This window comes from Fibrobacter sp. UBA4309 (genome assembly GCF_002395745.1).
GTDB lineage: Bacteria > Fibrobacterota > Fibrobacteria > Fibrobacterales > Fibrobacteraceae > Fibrobacter.
Window position 1 is genome coordinate 44,007 of the sequence record NZ_DGUN01000013.1, and the last position, 17,414, is coordinate 61,420.

Genomic DNA, 17,414 nt, shown 5'->3' on the forward strand with positions numbered 1-17,414 from the left:
AAATTCCCGGTCAAGACGGGATGACAATGCGAGAAAGGTCGCGAAGGCAGGATAGTTTATGAAATATCGAATGTGTATTCTAAGTGAGGCTCGCGGAGCTTAAATCCGCCAGGCTGGGCCCCGGCTTGAAATAAAGGGGCACTATTTAACAAACATCCCGCAAGGGGATGGCAAAACAAAAAAAGGAATTTTTACCATGACGACACAGAACAAGCTCCACTTCGAAACTCTTCAGCTCCACGTTGGCCAGGAACAGGCAGACCCCGCAACCGATAGCCGTGCCGTTCCTATATACCAGACCACCTCCTACGTTTTCCATAACGCTCAGCACGCTTCTGACCGTTTCCACCTGAAAGATGCGGGCAACATCTACGGCCGCCTCACCAACACGACGCAGGACGTTTTTGAAAAGCGTATCGCCGCTCTCGAAGGCGGTATCGCTGGCCTCGCCGTCGCTTCCGGTGCAGCAGCCCTCACGTACGCCATCACGGCTCTCGCCCGCAAGGGAGACCACGTGGTTGCCCAGCGCACCATCTACGGCGGCACCTACAACCTCTTGCAGCACACGCTCCGTCCGTTCGGCATCGACACCACGTTCGTGAATACCCGCGACCTGAAGGAAGTCGAAAGTTCCATCAAGGACAACACGAAGCTCGTGCTCATCGAAACGCTCGGCAACCCGCACTCTGACATCCCGGATATCGAGGCGATTTCTGAAATTGCGCACAAGCACAAGATTCCGGTGCTCATCGACAATACCTTCGGTACTCCTTACCTGATTCGCCCGCTGGAACACGGCGCCGACATCGTGATCCACTCCGCGACGAAGTTCATCGGCGGCCACGGTACGACTCTCGGCGGCGTGATTGTTGACGGTGGCAAGTTCGACTGGGCTGCAAGTGGCAAGTTCCCGCAGTTCACTGAGACGAACCCGAGCTACGGCGTTCCGTTTACCGCTGCTGCAGGCGCTGCTGCCTACATCGTGTATATCCGCGCCATCCTCCTGCGTGACGAAGGTGCTGCGATTTCCCCGTTCAACGCATTCCTGCTGCTCCAGGGCACCGAAACGCTTTCGCTCCGCCTCGACCGCCACGTGGAAAACACCAAGAAGGTTCTCGAGTTCCTCGTGAAGCACCCGAAGGTTGCCAAGGTGAACCACCCGAGCTTTGCCGACCATCCGGACCACAAGCTCTACGAACGCTACTTCCCGAACGGCGGCGGTTCCATCTTCACGTTCGACGTGAAGGGTGGCCAGGCCGAAGCCTTCAAGTTCATCGACAGCCTCAAGATCTTCAGCTTGCTCGCTAACGTCGCCGACGTGAAGAGCCTGGTGGTGCACCCCTACACGACGACCCACTCGGAACTCACTCCGGAAGAACTCGCCGCAGCAGGCATCTCTCCGGCAACGATCCGTCTCTCCATCGGTACGGAACACTACGAAGATATCATCAACGACTTGAGCCAGGCCCTTGACGCCATCTAAGTCGCTGGAATGACAATTACAAAAAGTAGGAAGCGAGGAAAAAAAAGACATTGCTTTTGCAATGTCTTTTTTATTGTATCTTGAATTGCCCGTTAAATGATGTAGAACCACTCTTCGCTGGGTTGGACTTCCTGTTTTCTAAGCTGATTGCTTGCAGTACGGAAGTCCATCTCGGGGTTCTTCATGCTCACGCGCGTGTTGGCGTCGATGGAGCTGGTGATAAAGGTATTGCCACCGATAATCGCGTTCTGTCCGATAACCGTGTCTCCGCCTAGAATGGAGGCGCCGGCATAAATTGTGACGTTGTCCATAATCGTCGGATGGCGTTTTACACCCGAAAGTTTTTGCCCGCCGCGCGTTGAAAGCGCGCCGAGGGTTACGCCCTGGTAAATTTTCACGTTGTTCCCGATAACGGCGGTCTCGCCAATGACAATGCCCGTTCCGTGATCGATAAAGAAGTACTTGCCGATGGATGCTCCCGGATGAATGTCGATGCCCGTCTTGGAATGGGCATACTCGGTCATGAGTCTCGGAAGAACCGGAATATGCAGGGTGTACAGTTCATGAGCAATTCTATAAACCGTAGTTGCCATGAGGCCGGGGTAGGCCAGGATGATTTCGTCGAGGCAGCCGGCGGCAGGGTCGCCGTCGTAGGCGGCGTGCAGATCGGTTTCGAGGCATTCGCGGATAAGCGGAATCTTCGCGAAGAATTCCTTGCAAATGCGGTAGCTCTCGATTTTGCGTTCGTCTGAAGTCATGGTACCGCGAAGCTTGCAATAATCCAGCGCGATGGCCACCTGCTTGTGAAGGTGGTAGAAGGTATCCTCGATAAGGACCGCAAAGCTGTTCTTGGGATTGTAGATCTTGTGCGTACGATCCCTAAAATGCCCGGGATAAACCACCCGGATTAAATTCTGCAGAATCGATTGAATCTCGGCCTGGTCAGGTCGATTGTAAATGTCAATCTTGTCGATATGCTTGTTGCCGTTGTAATCGTTGAAGATAGTCTGTACGGCTTTTTCGACTTCGGATTCTTTGATAAGTTCGTGCATGAGTGCTCCAATAAAGACGATAGAACGGCTCTACGAGCCTATAGACGAAAGACGAAAGGATTTTTTTTACATCTTTCGTCTATCGTCTTTAGTCTTTCGTCTAACCTATGCGAACGTCTTCAACGCCCTCACGAGAGCGTCGATGTCGTCCGGCGAGTTGTACAGCGCGAGCGTCGGGCGAACGGTACTTTCGTAACCGAAATGCCTGAGCACCGGCTGTGCGCAGTGGTGACCAGTACGCACGGCAACACCATAGGCGTCGAGCCTCTTGCCCACTTCTTCGTCGGAATATCCGTCGAGCTTGAAGGCGAGAGCAGAAGCCTTGTTGAGTGCCGTACCTACAAGGTGCAGACCCTTGACGGTCTTCAGTTCCTTGAGGCCATACTGCAACAGTTCATGTTCCCAGCGGAATACGCAAGGCATCCCGATTTCAGAGAGGTACTGGAGAGCAGCACCCAAGCCAACAGCGTCGGCGATGCTTCCGGTTCCCGCTTCGAACTTGTTCGGGATTCCGTTGTAGATGGTGCGTTCGAACGTCACGTCGGCAATCATGTTGCCACCGCCGTGGTACGGGCGGGCCGCTTCCAGCAATTCTTTTTTGCCGTAAACGACGCCGATACCGGTCGGGGCAAACACCTTGTGTCCGGAGAACACGAAGAAGTCTGCGTCGAGGGCGGAAACGTTCACCGGAATGTGCGCGATGGACTGTGCGCCGTCAATGAGGATTCTCACGCCGTGCCTGTGGGCGATGGCGATGAGTTCCTCGATCGGGGTGACCGTACCGAGTACGTTCGAAACGTGAGTCACGGAAACGAACTTGGTGCGCTTGGTGAACAGAGCCTCGTAATCATGCAATTTGAGCTGGCCGGTAGAATCACACGGAATCACCTTGATAATCGCGCCTGTTTCTTCGGCAACGAGTTGCCACGGCACGATGTTGGCGTGGTGTTCCAGGATGGAGACGATGATTTCGTCGCCCGGCTGGAGCGTCGGCTTCACGTAAGCGTTAGCCACCAGATTGATTGCTTCAGTCGTACCGCGCACGAACACGATTTCCTGCGAAGACGGGGCCCCGATAAAGTCACGCACGATGTTGCGGGCGTTTTCATAGGCATCCGTCGATGCGGCCGCCAGCGTATGTGCACCACGGTGCACGTTGGAGTTCTCGTTTTCGTAGTAGTACTTGAGGCGGTCAATCACTACTTGCGGGCGCTGCGTCGTAGCGCCGTTATCGAGCCAGACAAGCGGATGGCCGTTGACCTGCTTCGAAAGAATCGGGAAGTCGCTACGGATTTGCGCGAGGTTCTTGGAACCGATGCGGATGGATTCGTTGCGGGAATTGGAGCCGCTGTTAGCGTTGCCGGCCTTGTTCACGGAATCGCCACCGAGAGATGTCGGAGCGTCTATCGGGCGAGCGTTTTCTGCCGCCTGGGTCTTGGAAAGGACTTTCGGAGAATACCCCGTTGCAGGCGCGGGCGCTGCCGGAACATCGCCGAACTGCGACACAAATTCCGCTTCGGGAACCGCAGGGGCTTCCACGGAGTTGAGCCAGGTATCGGTGGAATTGCCGCCATAGGCAAACGGATGTTCCCAGTCGAATGCGGGAGTCTGGTTGATGGCAGCTGCCCCTTGGGCAGCACTCACTCCCTGAGCCGCAAAAGCGTTCTGCACTTCGGGTGCTGCGGGAGTTGCAGCATAAGCACTGTCCGTCAAGTCGGGAAAGTATTCATTTGCCAACTGCTCCAGTTCAGCCGCATTGGGAACTCCGGCGAGTTCTTCCAGCGATCTGGTATCTGGATTATTCGTAATCATAGTATTCGCCAACCTCTACATCTTCGAGAACTGCAATGGCGTCGTCGGCAAGGATAGCCGCAGAGCAGTACAGGGAAAGCAGGTAAGAAGCAACGCCCTTGTTGTCGATGCCGCGGAAACGCACGGAAAGGCCACGAGAGTGTTCGTTCTTGAGACCGGCCTGGAAGAGGCCAATCACGCCGCGCTTGGCTTCGCCAGTGCGCACGAGCAAGATATTGGTCTTGCCGCCCTGGGACTTCGGATTCTTTACGCCGTCCACGAGAAGCTTGTCGGTCGGAACGAGAGGAATGCCGCGCCAGGTAAGGAACTTGCCACCGGCGATATCGACAACAACAGGCGGCACGCCACGGCGCGTGCATTCGCGTTCGAATGCGGCAATGGCACGCGGGTGAGCGAGGAAGAAGGACGGTTCCTTCCACACCTTCGAAATGAGTTCGTCGAGATCGTCCGGAGTCGGGCGGCCGTCAGCGCGGAGCGGCTGGATGCGCTGGGAATCAGCCACGTTTTTCAGCAGGCCGTAATCATCGTTGTTGATGAGCAGGCTTTCCTGACGTTCGCGGAGCGATTCGATAGCGAGGCCGAGCTGTTCCTGAACCTGGTCATACGGAGAACTGTAAACGTCTTCGATGGCCGTGTTCACGTTGATAATCGTAGAGATAGAATTCAGCTTGTATTCGCGCGGTTCGGTTTCGTATTCGACGTAGCCTTCCGGAATAATGTCGGTTTTCTTGGTCTGGCTGCAAAGAACATCGAGCGGGGTTTCGCCTTCCACGACCTTGTTCACACGGAACAGGCCCGTTTCGAGACCCTTGAATTCAAGGAACTTGGTGAGCCACTTGGGAGTGAGCGCACCAAATTGCGGCTTGGTCTTGGTGACGTTCGCCAGGTTGTAGGCAGCCTTTGCGCCAAGCGCATTGATGCCGATTTTCTTTTCTGTAGCTTCATTTGCCATAGTGGTTTACCTCTTGGGTTTGTGTTAAGTGTTGCACCCCGTCATCCTGGAGGCCGAAGGCCGATAGGATCCAGTGCAGTTCTATAAAGTTTTGTTTCCTATCTGTTTTGTAGGATTTTATGAGAAAAAATTTTACAGCCAGGCCCCTTCGTGCGAGAAGATGAGGTCCTTCATTGCGTCGATACCGCCTTTCAGGTTGTAAAGCGGACCCTTGTACCCTGCTTCGCGCAGCGTATTGATGGCGAGTATGCTTCGCTTGCCTTCCTTGCAGACAAAGATGACATCCTTGTTCGGGTCAAGTTCGCCCTGCCTGCGGGCAAGTTGCCCGATAGGAATGACAATCGCCTTCGGGAAGCGCAAGATGGCGCGTTCATGCGGTTCGCGCACGTCCACGATCGTAATCGGGTCGTCGTTGTCGATTCGCTTGGCCAGTTCTTCGGGGGTGAATCCTTCGATGGGGGCGGCGTTTTCGTTTTCCTTGAGTCCGCAGAATTCTTCGTAATCGAAATTCTCGACCTGCGTGATGGTCGGGTGGTTTCCGCAAATCGGGCAGTTGCCGTTGCGGTGAACCTTCAGGATTCGGGATTGCAGGTAAAGGCTGTCGACCGTCAGGATTTTGCCGTTGAGGTGTTCGCCGATTCCGAGAATCAGTTTCAGGGCCTCGTTCGCCTGGATGCTCCCGATAATGCCTGGAAGCGGACTGATGGAACCGCCTTCGGAGCAGCTCGGGATGAGCCCTGCGGGCGGCGGCGACGGGAATTGGCAACGGTAGCACGGGCCGCCATTCAAGTTGAAAATGCCGACTTGCCCTTCGTACTGGTAAATGGCGCCGAACACAAGCGGGATGCCGATAAGCGCGCAAGCGTCGTTAATCAGGTAGCGGGCCTTGTAGTTGTCGGTACAGTCAATAACGAGATCGTAACCGTCGATTTGGTTTGCGATATTGTCTGCGTCGAGCTTGAGCTTTTCGCCTTCAAAGACAATGTTCTTGTCGATGTTCTTGACCTTGTCCCTGGCCGATGCGACCTTGGGGCGCTTGACATCGCGGTTTCCGTAAAGCACCTGGCTCTGCAAATTCGAGAGGCTCACTTCGTCAAAGTCTATCACCTTGATGGTGCCGACACCCGCCGCGGCGAGGTACTGGATTACGGGGGAACCGAGCGCTCCTGCACCGGCAACGACCACCTTTGCGGCACGAATCCTCTTTTGTCCCTTGACGCCGATTTCCTTGAGCATCAGGTGCTTGCCGAAGCGTTCGATTTCAGAATCGTCGAACGAAACGGCCTTGCGCCTGTCATCCGTAATCAGGCTTTCCACCGGGGCATTTTCGGGTGCGCCGCCGGCAATCGCCGGCAAGAGCAGAATTTCGGTTTCTTCTGGCAGTACGCTATCCCAAAGGACATCGATACTCGAATTGTCTCCGTTGATATAAATTCTGATAAAGCTTCTGATGCTATTTTTCTCGTCGTAGAGAATCTTCTTTGCATCGGGATACATGTCCAGAAGAATCGCAAGTGCTTTTCTGGGGGTACTCGCAGGGATTTCAATCTGTGCGGTACTTGCAAAAAATTTTCTAAGCGTAGCCGATATGTATATTTTCACTTTTTCCTCCGTACAAGAAAAGTGTGTATTCTACCAGTATTTGAAAGATTTTCGTTCTTTTGTTCGCAAAATATAGAACCGCGCTATTCGCCTGTCCAATACTTAATTTTTATGCAGGATTATCGATTTTTTCTATAACTAGAGCATGTTTCAATTACACCCTCCTTTGTTACGGAGAGAACGGTATAAACAAGTCCGGGAACCATATATTTGATGTCCTCTTCCGAAAAGACCGCCTTGCAATCGGGGTGGGAATGGAAAATGCCTATGACCTCGAGCCCGCTTCCTTCGATTTCGCGTTCCACCTGGTAGAGGAACAGCGGATCCATCTCGAAATGGGATTTTTTTCGCCTGCCCTGGATTTGGTTGGTCGCTTCACGGGCTTCCAACACCTCGACATAGCCTTTTTCGGCGTTTTCGTCAACCTTGCCGAGCAAAATGCCGCAGCATTCATCGGGATAGGCCCTGTTTGCGGCCAAATCCATCTGTTCAGAAGCCTTTTTACTCAGTTCGATTTTCATAATAAAAAAAGTGCCTCCAGAGTCGGAATTTCACAAGGACCCCGGAGGCACCATTGTACGGAGACCTATGCGATGACAAGCCCTTCGTTCGTGGCATCGCTCCCTTCGATATGGAACGAATTGAGCACGGGATTTTCCCGGTCCTGCAAAGAGAGGATCAGGTAGCTGGCCCTGCTGTCATAAGCGAGGCGCTTGTCTTCTTCGGAGGGGCGCGAAGGGGATTCCGGATGGGAATGCCAGTTTCCAAGCGGAATCAGTCCATTTTGACGCATATCCTTGATGGCGGCAAGTTGCTCCTTGGGGTCGAGCGAAAAATGCTCGTTGGAATGGTCGATGTTGGTGAGCAGGTAGACCTTCTCGATATGCTTGTCGCTACCTTCGATGCGCCCCGCAATCAACCCGCAGGCCTCTTCGGGGAGGTTCTTTTTGGCATGCGCGAGGATTTTTTCGTATTCGGATTTCGGTAATGTTATCATTTGAAATAATTCCTATGACCATCTATCGTCTTTCGTCTATAGGGCGAAGCCCGTTCTTTCGTCTAATTTAGTGCTTCAGATCGCAAACCGCCTGCTCGTAGTCGATGAGCCGGGTGATGGTCGGGTGCGTGCCGCACACGGCGCAGTCCTCGGTATGTGTCGGGAGCTTTACCTTGCGGAATTCCATCGTGAGCGCATTGTAGGTAAGCAGGTAGCCCGTAAGCAGGTTGCCCACACCGAGAATGTACTTGACGGCTTCCATCGCCTGCAAGCTACCGATAACGCCGCCCATAGCGCCAATCACGCCCGCCTGCTTGCAGGTAGGCACGGCATCTTTCGGAGGCGGCTCCTTGAACACGCAGCGGTAGCAGGGGCCCTGGCCCGGAACGTACGTCATGAGCTGTCCCTGAAAACGGATGATTCCCGCATGGGAGAACGGTTTCTTCGCCATCACGCATGCGTCGTTGATGAGGAACTTCGCCGGGAAATTGTCGGTGCCGTCGATGACGAAGTCGTAGTCCTTGATGAGGTCGAGAATGTTCTCGCTCGTCACGAAGGTGTGGTAAGTAATCACCTTCACATCGGGATTCATCGCTTCCATCGTCTCTTTCGCGGACTGCACCTTGGGCTTGCCCACATCCTGCGTTGCATGGATAATCTGGCGCTGCAAATTGGATAAGTCGACCACGTCGGCATCGGCAATGCCGATGGTACCCACGCCTGCTGCGGCAAGGTACATGGCTACAGGGGCTCCGAGGCCACCCGCACCAATCACGAGAACTTTCGCGTTCAAAAGCTTTTTCTGGCCCTTCGCGCCCACCTCTTTCAAGATGATGTGGCGCGAATAGCGCTCCAGCTGTTCGTTAGTAAAAGCCATTAGCAGCCGCCTCCCATGAAGTAGAGGAACTCGACGCTGTCGCCGTCCTTGAGCACGGCCTTGTCAAACGTTCCGCTCTCCACAAATTCCTCGTTCACCGAAACTGTCACATAAAGCGGGTTGTCAATCTTCTCGGCTTCAATCAGTTCTGCGACGGTGAGGCCGTCCTTGTATTCTTTCTTGTTTCCTGCAACTGTAATAAACATTTTATACTCCTTGGTTAGTCTCCGACCTTCTTCACGATGAGCGTGTAGGTTCCGTCCTGGTTGTCGTCGAGTTTCAAGATTTCGTGTCCCTCTTCCTTGATGCTGCGCGGCACGTTCTGCACCGGTTCGCCGTCGTTCAGGCGGATAGAAAGGATTTGACCTTCTTCCAGTTCTTCAAGGGCAACTTTCGCCTTCACGAAAGTGGTCGGGCACACGACATCGGTAATGTCGATGGTATCGTCGAGTTTGTAATTCTGTTCTGCCATTTTTTCTCCGTACAATGTTAAGTCTTGTCTTTTTTTTGACGTAGCCAAATATAGAACGCACTTTTGTGGGCGTCCAATACTAAATAAGTATGGCTTTTTATAGGTTTTTTTTATATCACCACGACCGGTTCGCGGAGCGACTGGTTTTTCAGCAGGCGCGCCTCGTTACCTTCGGTTACGAACAGCTGGTACAGGAAAACGTCGACCTTTTCGCCCACTTCTACCTTGGGCTCGTCAAAGCTTCTGCGGGCAGTGAGTACCACCCCGTTCACGCGGATTCGCAGCTCGATTCCGAAACCGCGGAAGTTGACCTCTTCCACGATGCCCTCTTCGGCGGATTTCGAGTATTTCTGCACTTCGGTTTTCTTGGTCACCTTGACAAATTCGGGACGGACAACCGCATTGTCGATGTTTTCGATAGACTCGAAATTGCGGAACTTTGTGTAGTCCTTGAAAATGGAGGGTTGCCCGAAGAATGATGCGGTGAAGGCGGTTTTCGGGTTGCTGTAGATTTCGTAGGGAGTGCCCACCTGCTCGATGCGGCCCCTGTTCGTGATGATGATTTCGTCGGCGACTTCGATGGCCTCGTCCTGGTCGTGCGTCACGAAAATGCTGGTGACACCGAGTTTCTGGATCATGCCCTTAAGCCAGCTGCGCAGTTCCTGGCGCACCTTCGCGTCGATTGCGGCAAAGGGTTCGTCAAGCAAGAGCAATTGCGGGTTGGGAGCGAGGGCACGGGCAAAGGCTACACGCTGGCGCTGCCCGCCCGAAAGTTCGCTGGGGTAACGTTTTTCGAGTCCGGAAAGGCCCACCAGTTCCAAGAGCTCGTGGACGCGTTCCTTGATTTCATTGGCCGGCTTCTTCGCAATCTTGAGTCCGAAAGCGATATTGTCGAAGACGGTCATGTAGCGGAACAGGGCGTAGCTCTGGAATACGAAACCGATACCGCGCTTGCTCGCGGGAACGTCGTTGATGACTTTCCCGTCAATGATGATTTCGCCACTGTCCGGGTGTTCGAGCCCCGCAATCATGCGGAGAATCGTCGTCTTGCCCGAACCGCTCGGGCCCAGAAGGCCAATCAGCTTGCCTTTCTCGATGCCGACAGTTACATCGTCCGAGGCCTTGAAATTTCCGAAATGCTTGTTGATATGTTTGAGTTCGACGTACATAAAATCTCCTTTCAAGGCTATTTCTTTCTTCCCTTATGTTCAATGACGCTTCTTGCAACCAGAATGAGAATGGCAAGCATCACCAGTATCGACGCCACCGCAAATGCGGGCACGTATTGGAACTCGTTAAAAAGGATTTCCACATGGAGCGGGAGCGTGTTCGTCTTTCCGCGCAGGTGGCCCGAAATGACAGACACCGCACCGAATTCGCCCATGGCACGGGCCGCGCAGAGCACGACGCCGTAAAGGAACGCCCACTTGATATGCGGGAAGGTGATGCGCCTAAAAATCGTAAAACCCTTCGCACCCATCAGCGCCGCGGCCTCCTCCTCGTCGGTTCCCTGCGATTCCAGCACCGGAATCAATTCACGCGAAATGAATGGGAATGTGACAAATATCGTCGCAAGCACAATTCCCGGCACAGCAAAGACAATCTTGATGTCGGCATCCTGCAACAGCGAGAAAATCGGGCTCTGGCGGCCGAACGTGAGCAAGAAAATCAGGCCTGCGATAATCGGCGAAACCGTCACCGGCAAGTCAATGAGCGTCGCGAGAATCTTTTTCCCCTTGAACTTGAACTTCGTAAGGCTCCAGGCGGCACACAGCCCGAATACCGTATTGATGGCGACCGCGAAGAACGAAGCCTCTAGCGTAAGGAGTATCGCCTTGATGGTGTAATCGTCGGCAACCGCCTTGCTGTACACCGCGAAACCCTGCTTGAACGCTTCGGTAATCACCGTAATCAGCGGGAGGATAAGCATCAGGAAGACGAAAAGCAGGCTCAAGCCAATCAGCGAATACCTGACGATTTTCGAGCCTTTCGTATCGCGATGGAGACTGCTCTGCGTAACTGTACTCATTAGCTACCTCCCTTGAGAATCTTGGCGTTCCTGTTCTGCACCACGTTCACCAGGAACAAAGTAACGAATGACGCCACCAGCATTACGAGGGCAATTGTCGTCGCACTGGAATAGTCGTATTCCTGAAGTTCCGACATGATGATGAGCGGCGCGATTTCGGTTTCGAAGGGCATGTTGCCCGCGATAAACACGACACTACCGTATTCGCCGAGGCAGCGCCCGAAAGCGAGCCCGAAACCCGTGAAGATGGCGGGAATCAGCTCCGGCAAGATGACCTTCCAGAAAATCCGCGTGCGGCTTGCGCCCAGCACTCCCGCGGCCTCTTCGTAGGCGGGGTCCAGTTTTTCAAGCACCGGTTGCACCGCGCGAACTACGAACGGAATGCCGATAAACACGAGCGCCACCGTGATGCCGATGCGCGTAAACGCAATCTTGATTCCGAAATTCGCAAAAAAGCCGCCTACAAGGCCCGTATCCGCAGTGAGCGCCGTAAGCGCGATGCCCGCCACCGCAGTAGGCAACGCAAACGGGAGTTCAATCGTTCCGTCCACGATGCGCTTGAGCGGGAACGTGTAACGCACCAGCACCCAGGCGAGAACCACGCCCATCACGGCGTTTATAAGGGAAGCCACGAATGCCGTCAAGAAACTCACTTTAAAACTGGACAGCACGCGCGGCCGCGTAATGACATCGATAATCTCGCTCGCGCTCATCTGGGCCGAAAACACGACCAGCGAGGCGAGCGGAATCAGCACCACCACGCTCAAAATCGCCAGGGTCACCCCTGTAGTAAGGCCGAAGCCCGGTATGACAACACTCTTTCTTTTCATAAGCGTCGCCAAATATAGAACGCGTTTTTTGGGGCGTCCAATACTTAATATTTATGCTGAATTATTGATTTTTTCTATAGCAAAAGGGGGTGCAACTGAAATTTGAAATATTTATATTACCACTGAAAATTTGGAGGCCTTAAATGAGCTTGACCCTTGAACGCGCAAAAGAAATCAACAATGGCCACGTGACTGAAGAATCGCTGGTCATCCATTCCCTCAACGTATGCTATGCCATGGGCGCAATGGCCAGGCACTTTGGCGAAGACGTGGAACATTGGCAGGCAGTGGGCTACCTGCACGATTACGATTACCAGGAATTCCCCGAAGAACACCTGCAGCACACCGAAAAGGAACTGCTCGCGCAGGGCGTTTCCGAAGAAGACGTGCGCGCCATTTTGGCACACGGTTTTGAAATCGTGAACCAGGTGGAACCTAGGACGAACATGGAAAAGAGCCTGTTCACCGTGGACGAACTCACCGGAATCATCCAGGCCTGCGCGAGGATGCACCCCAACGGAATTTTGGACCTCGAAGTGAAAAGTTTCATGAAGAAGTTCAAGGACAAGAAATTCGCCGCCAAGTGCAATCGCGACTACATCCTGAAAGGCTGCGCCCTGCTTGGCATGGATGTGAAGGATGTTGCCGCCATCTGCATCGAGGGCATGCGTGAACACGCCGCCGAAATTGGGCTAGCAGGGAACGCCGCGTAATTACGACGCTATCCAAAAACCGTAAAGTTTTCCAAAAACCGTTACGGAGCGTCAAACAGGCCACCTTTTTATGCAAATATGATATATATTTGTATAAAAGGTTTTTATGCCCGAAAACAAGAAAGAACTTTCCGAAGAAGATATCAAGAACCGCTACATTACGCCGGCGTTAAACGCTGTGGGGTGGGCGGCCGAAGATATGCGCATGGAAAAGTACTTTACCGACGGACGCGTTATCTTTCAGGGCGGCAAGCATGCCCGCAAGCAGGGCAAAAAGGCGGACTATCTGCTTTATTCTGCCCCGAATTACCCGATAGCCATTGTCGAGGCGAAGGACAACAACCACCCCGTGGGTGGCGGCTTGCAGCAGGCGATGGATTACGCCGAAATTCTCGACATTCCGTTTGCGTATAGCAGCAACGGCGACGGCTTTATAGAACACGATTTCTTGACGGGAATGGAAGTTGAAATTCCGCTGGACAAGTTTCCGACGAAAGAACAACTCCTCGCACGTTTGCAAGCGAACAAAAAATTCACCCCGGAACAAGAGACCGTCATCAACCAGCCATATTACTGGGATGCCGACACTCACGCTCCCCGTTACTACCAGCGTATCGCGATTAATCGCACGATTGAGGCGGTCGCGAAAGGCCAGCAGAGAATATTGCTCGTGATGGCGACGGGTACGGGCAAGACCTATACGGCTTTCCAGATTATCGAACGCCTGCACAAGTCCGGCTGCAAAAAGAAAATCCTGTACCTAGCAGACCGCAATGTTTTGATTGACCAGACCATGGTCCAAGATTTCAAGCCCTTCAAGAAAATCATGACCAAGATAAAGGGCAAGGAACTAGATTCCAGTTTTGAAATCTACATGGCGCTTTACCAGCAGCTGGTTTCTTATGATGAAGGCGTACCCGATCCGTTTACAGAATTCAAGCCTGAATTTTTTGACTTGATTCTGGTGGATGAATGTCATCGCGGCTCGGCAAAAGAAGATTCCGAATGGCGAAAGATTCTGGAATATTTCAGCGGTGCAACACAGATTGGCATGACGGCGACGCCCAAGGTCAAGAACGGTGCGAACAACCTGGAATATTTTGGCGAACCGATTTTCACGTATTCGTTGAAGCAGGGAATCGAAGATGGCTTCCTTGCTCCGTATCGCGTGACAAACAGCTTCTTGAATGTGGATTTGAAAGGCTGGGCTCCGGAAGGTCCGCAAGAAATGGACCTCTTTGGGAACGTGATTCCAAAGCAGCTTTACCAGCGCCCCGATTTTGGCCGCGAACTCGTTATCAAGACCCGCCGCGAAGTGGTGGCCCGACGCATTACGCAGATGCTTTACAAGATTGGCCGCATGACCAAGACGATTGTCTTCTGTACCGATGTGGAAGAAGCCGATGCGATGCGCCAACTGCTCGTGACCTTGAATGCCGACATGGTCAAGGAAGATTCCCGCTATGTAATGCGCATTACGGGCGATGACGCCGTGGGTAAAAAACAGCTCGGCAACTTTATCGAACCCGACGAAGCCTACCCGGTGGTGGTAACGACATCTGAAATGTTGAGCACCGGCGTAGATTGCAAGACCTGCGGACTTATCGTCATTGACAAGGAAATCGGCTCGATGACGGAGTTCAAGCAGATTGTAGGCCGCGGCACCCGCCTCAAGACCGACAAGGGCAAGTGGCATTTTGAAATCCTTGATTTCCGCAATGCGACCAAACTGTTCAAAGACCCCGAATTCGATGGCGAACCCGAAATGCCCGAGGAACCGTTCGGCGGAACAAAACCGCCCGATCATGTCGGCGAAAAAACGCCGCCCTACGACCCGTCAGGTAGCGCGAAGACTGGTCCCAAGAAGTATTACATCAACCACGTCGAAGTGAAAATCGATGCCGAGACGGTTTCGTATCTAGGTGCCGATGGCAAGACACAGGTGGTTGAAAGTTTTACCGACTTTACCCGCAAAAACATCCGCGGCAAGTTCGCCACGCTGGACGATTTTATCAAGCGCTGGACAGCCGAAGAACGTAAGGCCGCCATTGTCGATGAACTCAAGGAATATGACGTTTTGATTGACGCCATCCGCGAGGCTAACCCTGCCCTTGCGAAGGTAGATGTATTCGACATTATTTGCCACGTGGCATTTGACCAAAAGCCGCTGACCCGCAGCGAACGCGCGAACAACGTCAAAAAACGCAATTATCTGGCAAAATACGAGGGCAAAGCCCGCGAGGTTTTGGAAGCCCTTCTCGTAAAATACGCCGATGACGGCATTTTGCAGATGGAACAGAACGAAGTCCTGAAACTGGACCCGTTCAGCCATATTGGCACCGTCCCCAAGATTATGAAGCTTTTTGGTGGCCGCGAAGGCTACGAAGCCGCCGTTATAGACCTGAAAAAGCAGCTCTACTTGACCGACGACGTCGCATAATATATATTTAGGATGTCGGGGTAAATGTCGGGGTATTTGTCAGTGTAAATGACTATGTATCTGTCAGGGTATTTGTCATATTATTTGTCGGAGTAAATATGTACGAGCCACCATACAAATTGAACTCGGAAATTTTGAAAATAGCGACGGAAATATCGTCGTTGATTGAACGATTTGTCATCCGTTTGGAACAAGCTGACTCTCTTAAATTGCGTAAAGCGAATAAAATCAAGAGCATTCATAGTTCCCTTGCTATCGAGGGCAATTCGCTTAGCGAAGATGTGGTAAGCGACATTATTAACGGCAAGAGGGTTCTTGCTCCTGTGCAAGAAATTCTTGAAGTTAAGAATGCTTTGGCAACATATGAACTATACCCCAAATTGAACGCATTTTCTGTTAAAGACCTGTTGAAGGCTCATGGCGTAATGATGCGAGGAATCGCTCTAGACGCAGGCAATTTCCGCAACTGCAACGAGGGCGTTTTCAAAGGGAAAAAGTGCGTCCATTTTGCTCCGCCTCCAAATCGCGTGCCGATACTTATGTCAGATTTATTTGAATGGCTAAAAAAGAGCAACGAACATTTGTTGATCCGTTCTTGCGTATTCCATTACGAATTTGAATTTATACACCCGTTTAGCGACGGCAACGGCCGTATGGGTAGGCTTTGGCAATCCCTTATTCTTGGAAAATGGAACCCGGCCTTTGAACATTTGCCGATAGAGAATATGGTGTATGCGAACCAGCAAAAGTATTATGACGCCATTGCAAAGTCTTCTGCTTCAGGCGAATGCAGCCCTTTTATCGTATTCATGCTTCAGAATATTCTTGATTCATTGAAAAAATTTAAGGATGCTCCTATTGAAGGCGACGTTTCAACAGTAATCAAAACGAAGCTTTCAGCACGTCAGCAAAAGATTGTTGATATGATCCGAAAAGACGATATCACGATTGCAAGTGTCGCGAAAAAATTGAAAGTTTCTGAACGAACTATCGAACGTGAAATGTCGAAACTGCAGCAACTGATGGTTATTTACCGCGAAGGTTCCGATAAAACCGGCCGTTGGCTCGTCAAATAAAGTTTTAATAGGTAATATATGTCCGTAAACAACTTGGTCAAAAGATTGCAGAACGAAATGCGCGGTGATGCCGGTATCAATGGCGACGCCCAGCGAATCGAACAGATGGTGTGGATGTTTTTCTTGAAGGTCTATGACGCCCAAGAAGAAATCTGGGAATGCACCAAGGACAAGTACAAATCCATCATTCCTGAAAAGATGCGCTGGCGCAACTGGGCTGTCGATGAAAAAGACGGCAAGGCGCTTACGGGTGATGCCTTGCTCGCGTTCGTGAACAACGAACTTTTCCCGACGCTCAAGAACTTGCCCGTAAATGAGAATACCCCGCGCGGTAAGGCGATTGTGCGGATGGTCTTCGAAGATTTGAACCAGTACATGAAAGACGGCATCATCCTACGCAAGCTCATCAACATCATTGACGAAGTGGACTTTAGCGACGCTGACGACCGCCACACCTTCGGCGACATTTACGAAGGAATCCTGAAAGATTTGCAGAGTGCGGGCAATGCAGGCGAATTCTACACCCCGCGTGCATTAACCGACTTTATCGTGCAACAACTGCACCCAAAACTCGGCGAAACCTTTGGCGACTTTACCAGCGGAACGGGCGGTTTTTTGACCAGTTGCCTGAACTACCTGAAACCCTCCGTAAAGACCACGAGCGACGAAAAGAAATTCCAGTCGTCCATTGTCGGGCAGGAATGGAAACCTCTTCCGTACTTACTTTCGATAACCAACATGCTCGTCCACGATATCGAAGAACCAAATATCACCCATACGGATTCGCTCGGTCGCAAGGTGACGGAATTCAAGGATAGCGACAAGGTGGATTGCATCGGCATGAACCCGCCCTATGGCGGCAGCACCGGCATGAATGCCAAGCTGAACTTCCCGACGAACATGCAGAGCAGCGAAACCGCCGACCTTTTCATTGTGCTCATCATGTATCGCCTCAAAAAGATGGGCCGCGCGGGCGTGATTATCCCCGACGGGTTCCTGTTCGGCACCGACGGCGCAAAACTTGCCATCAAGCAGAAGTTGCTCCGCGAATTCAACCTGCACACCGTCATTCGCCTGCC

17 protein-coding genes are annotated in these 17,414 nt (G+C 52.4%); 5 read left to right on the forward strand and 12 right to left on the reverse strand.

Annotation, left to right across the window (positions count from 1 at the left end; genetic code table 11):
- Window positions 1-196: 196 nt before the first annotated feature.
- Window positions 197-1,483: an O-acetylhomoserine aminocarboxypropyltransferase/cysteine synthase family protein gene (locus B3M32_RS01320; protein ID WP_290742721.1), complete on the forward strand. Its 1,287-nt coding sequence runs from the start codon at window positions 197-199 to the stop codon at window positions 1,481-1,483.
- 92 nt (window positions 1,484-1,575) lie between these two features.
- On the opposite strand, the gene epsC is transcribed toward B3M32_RS01320, so the two are convergent.
- The 12 genes from epsC to cysT all read right to left on the reverse strand — a co-directional run bounded on the left by epsC (window position 1,576) and on the right by cysT (window position 12,106).
- Window positions 1,576-2,535: a serine O-acetyltransferase EpsC gene (gene epsC / locus B3M32_RS01325; RefSeq protein ID WP_290742725.1), complete on the reverse strand. Its 960-nt coding sequence runs from the start codon at window positions 2,533-2,535 to the stop codon at window positions 1,576-1,578.
- Between the two features lie 105 nt (window positions 2,536-2,640).
- Window positions 2,641-4,347, reverse strand: coding sequence for a cysteine desulfurase (locus B3M32_RS01330; protein ID WP_290742728.1), 1,707 nt, complete (start codon window positions 4,345-4,347; stop codon window positions 2,641-2,643).
- Entirely contained in the window at window positions 4,334-5,299 is a 966-nt protein-coding gene (locus tag B3M32_RS01335; protein ID WP_290742731.1) for a family 2A encapsulin nanocompartment shell protein, read from the reverse strand. The genes B3M32_RS01330 and B3M32_RS01335 overlap by 14 nt, the downstream gene beginning before the upstream one ends.
- A 132-nt stretch (window positions 5,300-5,431) precedes the next feature.
- Complete coding sequence (moeB, locus tag B3M32_RS01340) at window positions 5,432-6,901, reverse strand: molybdopterin-synthase adenylyltransferase MoeB (RefSeq protein ID WP_290742735.1); 1,470 nt, start codon at window positions 6,899-6,901, stop codon at window positions 5,432-5,434.
- A gap of 119 nt (window positions 6,902-7,020) precedes the next feature.
- Window positions 7,021-7,422, reverse strand: a complete 402-nt coding sequence (locus tag B3M32_RS01345; RefSeq protein ID WP_290742738.1) for a M67 family metallopeptidase — start codon at window positions 7,420-7,422, stop codon at window positions 7,021-7,023.
- Between the two features lie 65 nt (window positions 7,423-7,487).
- Window positions 7,488-7,898, reverse strand: a complete 411-nt coding sequence (locus tag B3M32_RS01350) for a M67 family metallopeptidase (RefSeq protein ID WP_290742741.1) — start codon at window positions 7,896-7,898, stop codon at window positions 7,488-7,490.
- 67 nt (window positions 7,899-7,965) lie between these two features.
- On the reverse strand, window positions 7,966-8,775 hold the full coding sequence (thiF, locus tag B3M32_RS01355; RefSeq protein WP_290742744.1) for a thiazole biosynthesis adenylyltransferase ThiF: 810 nt from the start codon (window positions 8,773-8,775) through the stop codon (window positions 7,966-7,968).
- The gene (gene thiS, locus B3M32_RS01360) at window positions 8,775-8,981 is read right to left on the reverse strand and encodes a sulfur carrier protein ThiS (protein WP_290742746.1); all 207 of its coding nucleotides are present in this window, start codon (window positions 8,979-8,981) and stop codon (window positions 8,775-8,777) included. The genes thiF and thiS overlap by 1 nt, the downstream gene beginning before the upstream one ends.
- Window positions 8,982-8,995: 14 nt before the next feature.
- Window positions 8,996-9,247: a sulfurtransferase TusA family protein gene (locus tag B3M32_RS01365; RefSeq protein WP_290742749.1), complete on the reverse strand. Its 252-nt coding sequence runs from the start codon at window positions 9,245-9,247 to the stop codon at window positions 8,996-8,998.
- A 110-nt stretch (window positions 9,248-9,357) separates the two neighbouring features.
- On the reverse strand, window positions 9,358-10,416 hold the full coding sequence (locus tag B3M32_RS01370) for an ABC transporter ATP-binding protein (protein ID WP_290742752.1): 1,059 nt from the start codon (window positions 10,414-10,416) through the stop codon (window positions 9,358-9,360).
- A gap of 17 nt (window positions 10,417-10,433) precedes the next feature.
- Window positions 10,434-11,276 carry a sulfate ABC transporter permease subunit CysW gene (gene cysW, locus B3M32_RS01375; RefSeq protein WP_290742755.1) on the reverse strand — a complete coding sequence of 281 codons (843 nt, stop codon included), beginning with the start codon at window positions 11,274-11,276 and terminating at the stop codon, window positions 10,434-10,436.
- On the reverse strand, window positions 11,276-12,106 hold the full coding sequence (gene cysT, locus B3M32_RS01380; RefSeq protein ID WP_290742758.1) for a sulfate ABC transporter permease subunit CysT: 831 nt from the start codon (window positions 12,104-12,106) through the stop codon (window positions 11,276-11,278). The genes cysW and cysT overlap by 1 nt, the downstream gene beginning before the upstream one ends.
- A gap of 143 nt (window positions 12,107-12,249) precedes the next feature.
- Here cysT and B3M32_RS01385 point away from each other — a divergent pair, with 143 nt between their 5' ends.
- The 4 genes from B3M32_RS01385 to B3M32_RS01400 all read left to right on the forward strand — a co-directional run.
- Window positions 12,250-12,819: an HD domain-containing protein gene (locus B3M32_RS01385; RefSeq protein WP_290742761.1), complete on the forward strand. Its 570-nt coding sequence runs from the start codon at window positions 12,250-12,252 to the stop codon at window positions 12,817-12,819.
- Between the two features lie 106 nt (window positions 12,820-12,925).
- Window positions 12,926-15,259 carry an EcoAI/FtnUII family type I restriction enzme subunit R gene (hsdR, locus tag B3M32_RS01390; RefSeq protein ID WP_290742764.1) on the forward strand — a complete coding sequence of 778 codons (2,334 nt, stop codon included), beginning with the start codon at window positions 12,926-12,928 and terminating at the stop codon, window positions 15,257-15,259.
- 98 nt (window positions 15,260-15,357) lie between these two features.
- A complete protein-coding gene (locus B3M32_RS01395; protein WP_290742767.1) occupies window positions 15,358-16,335 on the forward strand; it encodes a Fic family protein in 978 nt (325 codons plus the stop codon).
- 18 nt (window positions 16,336-16,353) lie between these two features.
- A partial coding sequence (locus B3M32_RS01400) for an HsdM family class I SAM-dependent methyltransferase (RefSeq protein ID WP_290742770.1) occupies window positions 16,354-17,414 on the forward strand: 1,061 nt, incomplete at its 3' end.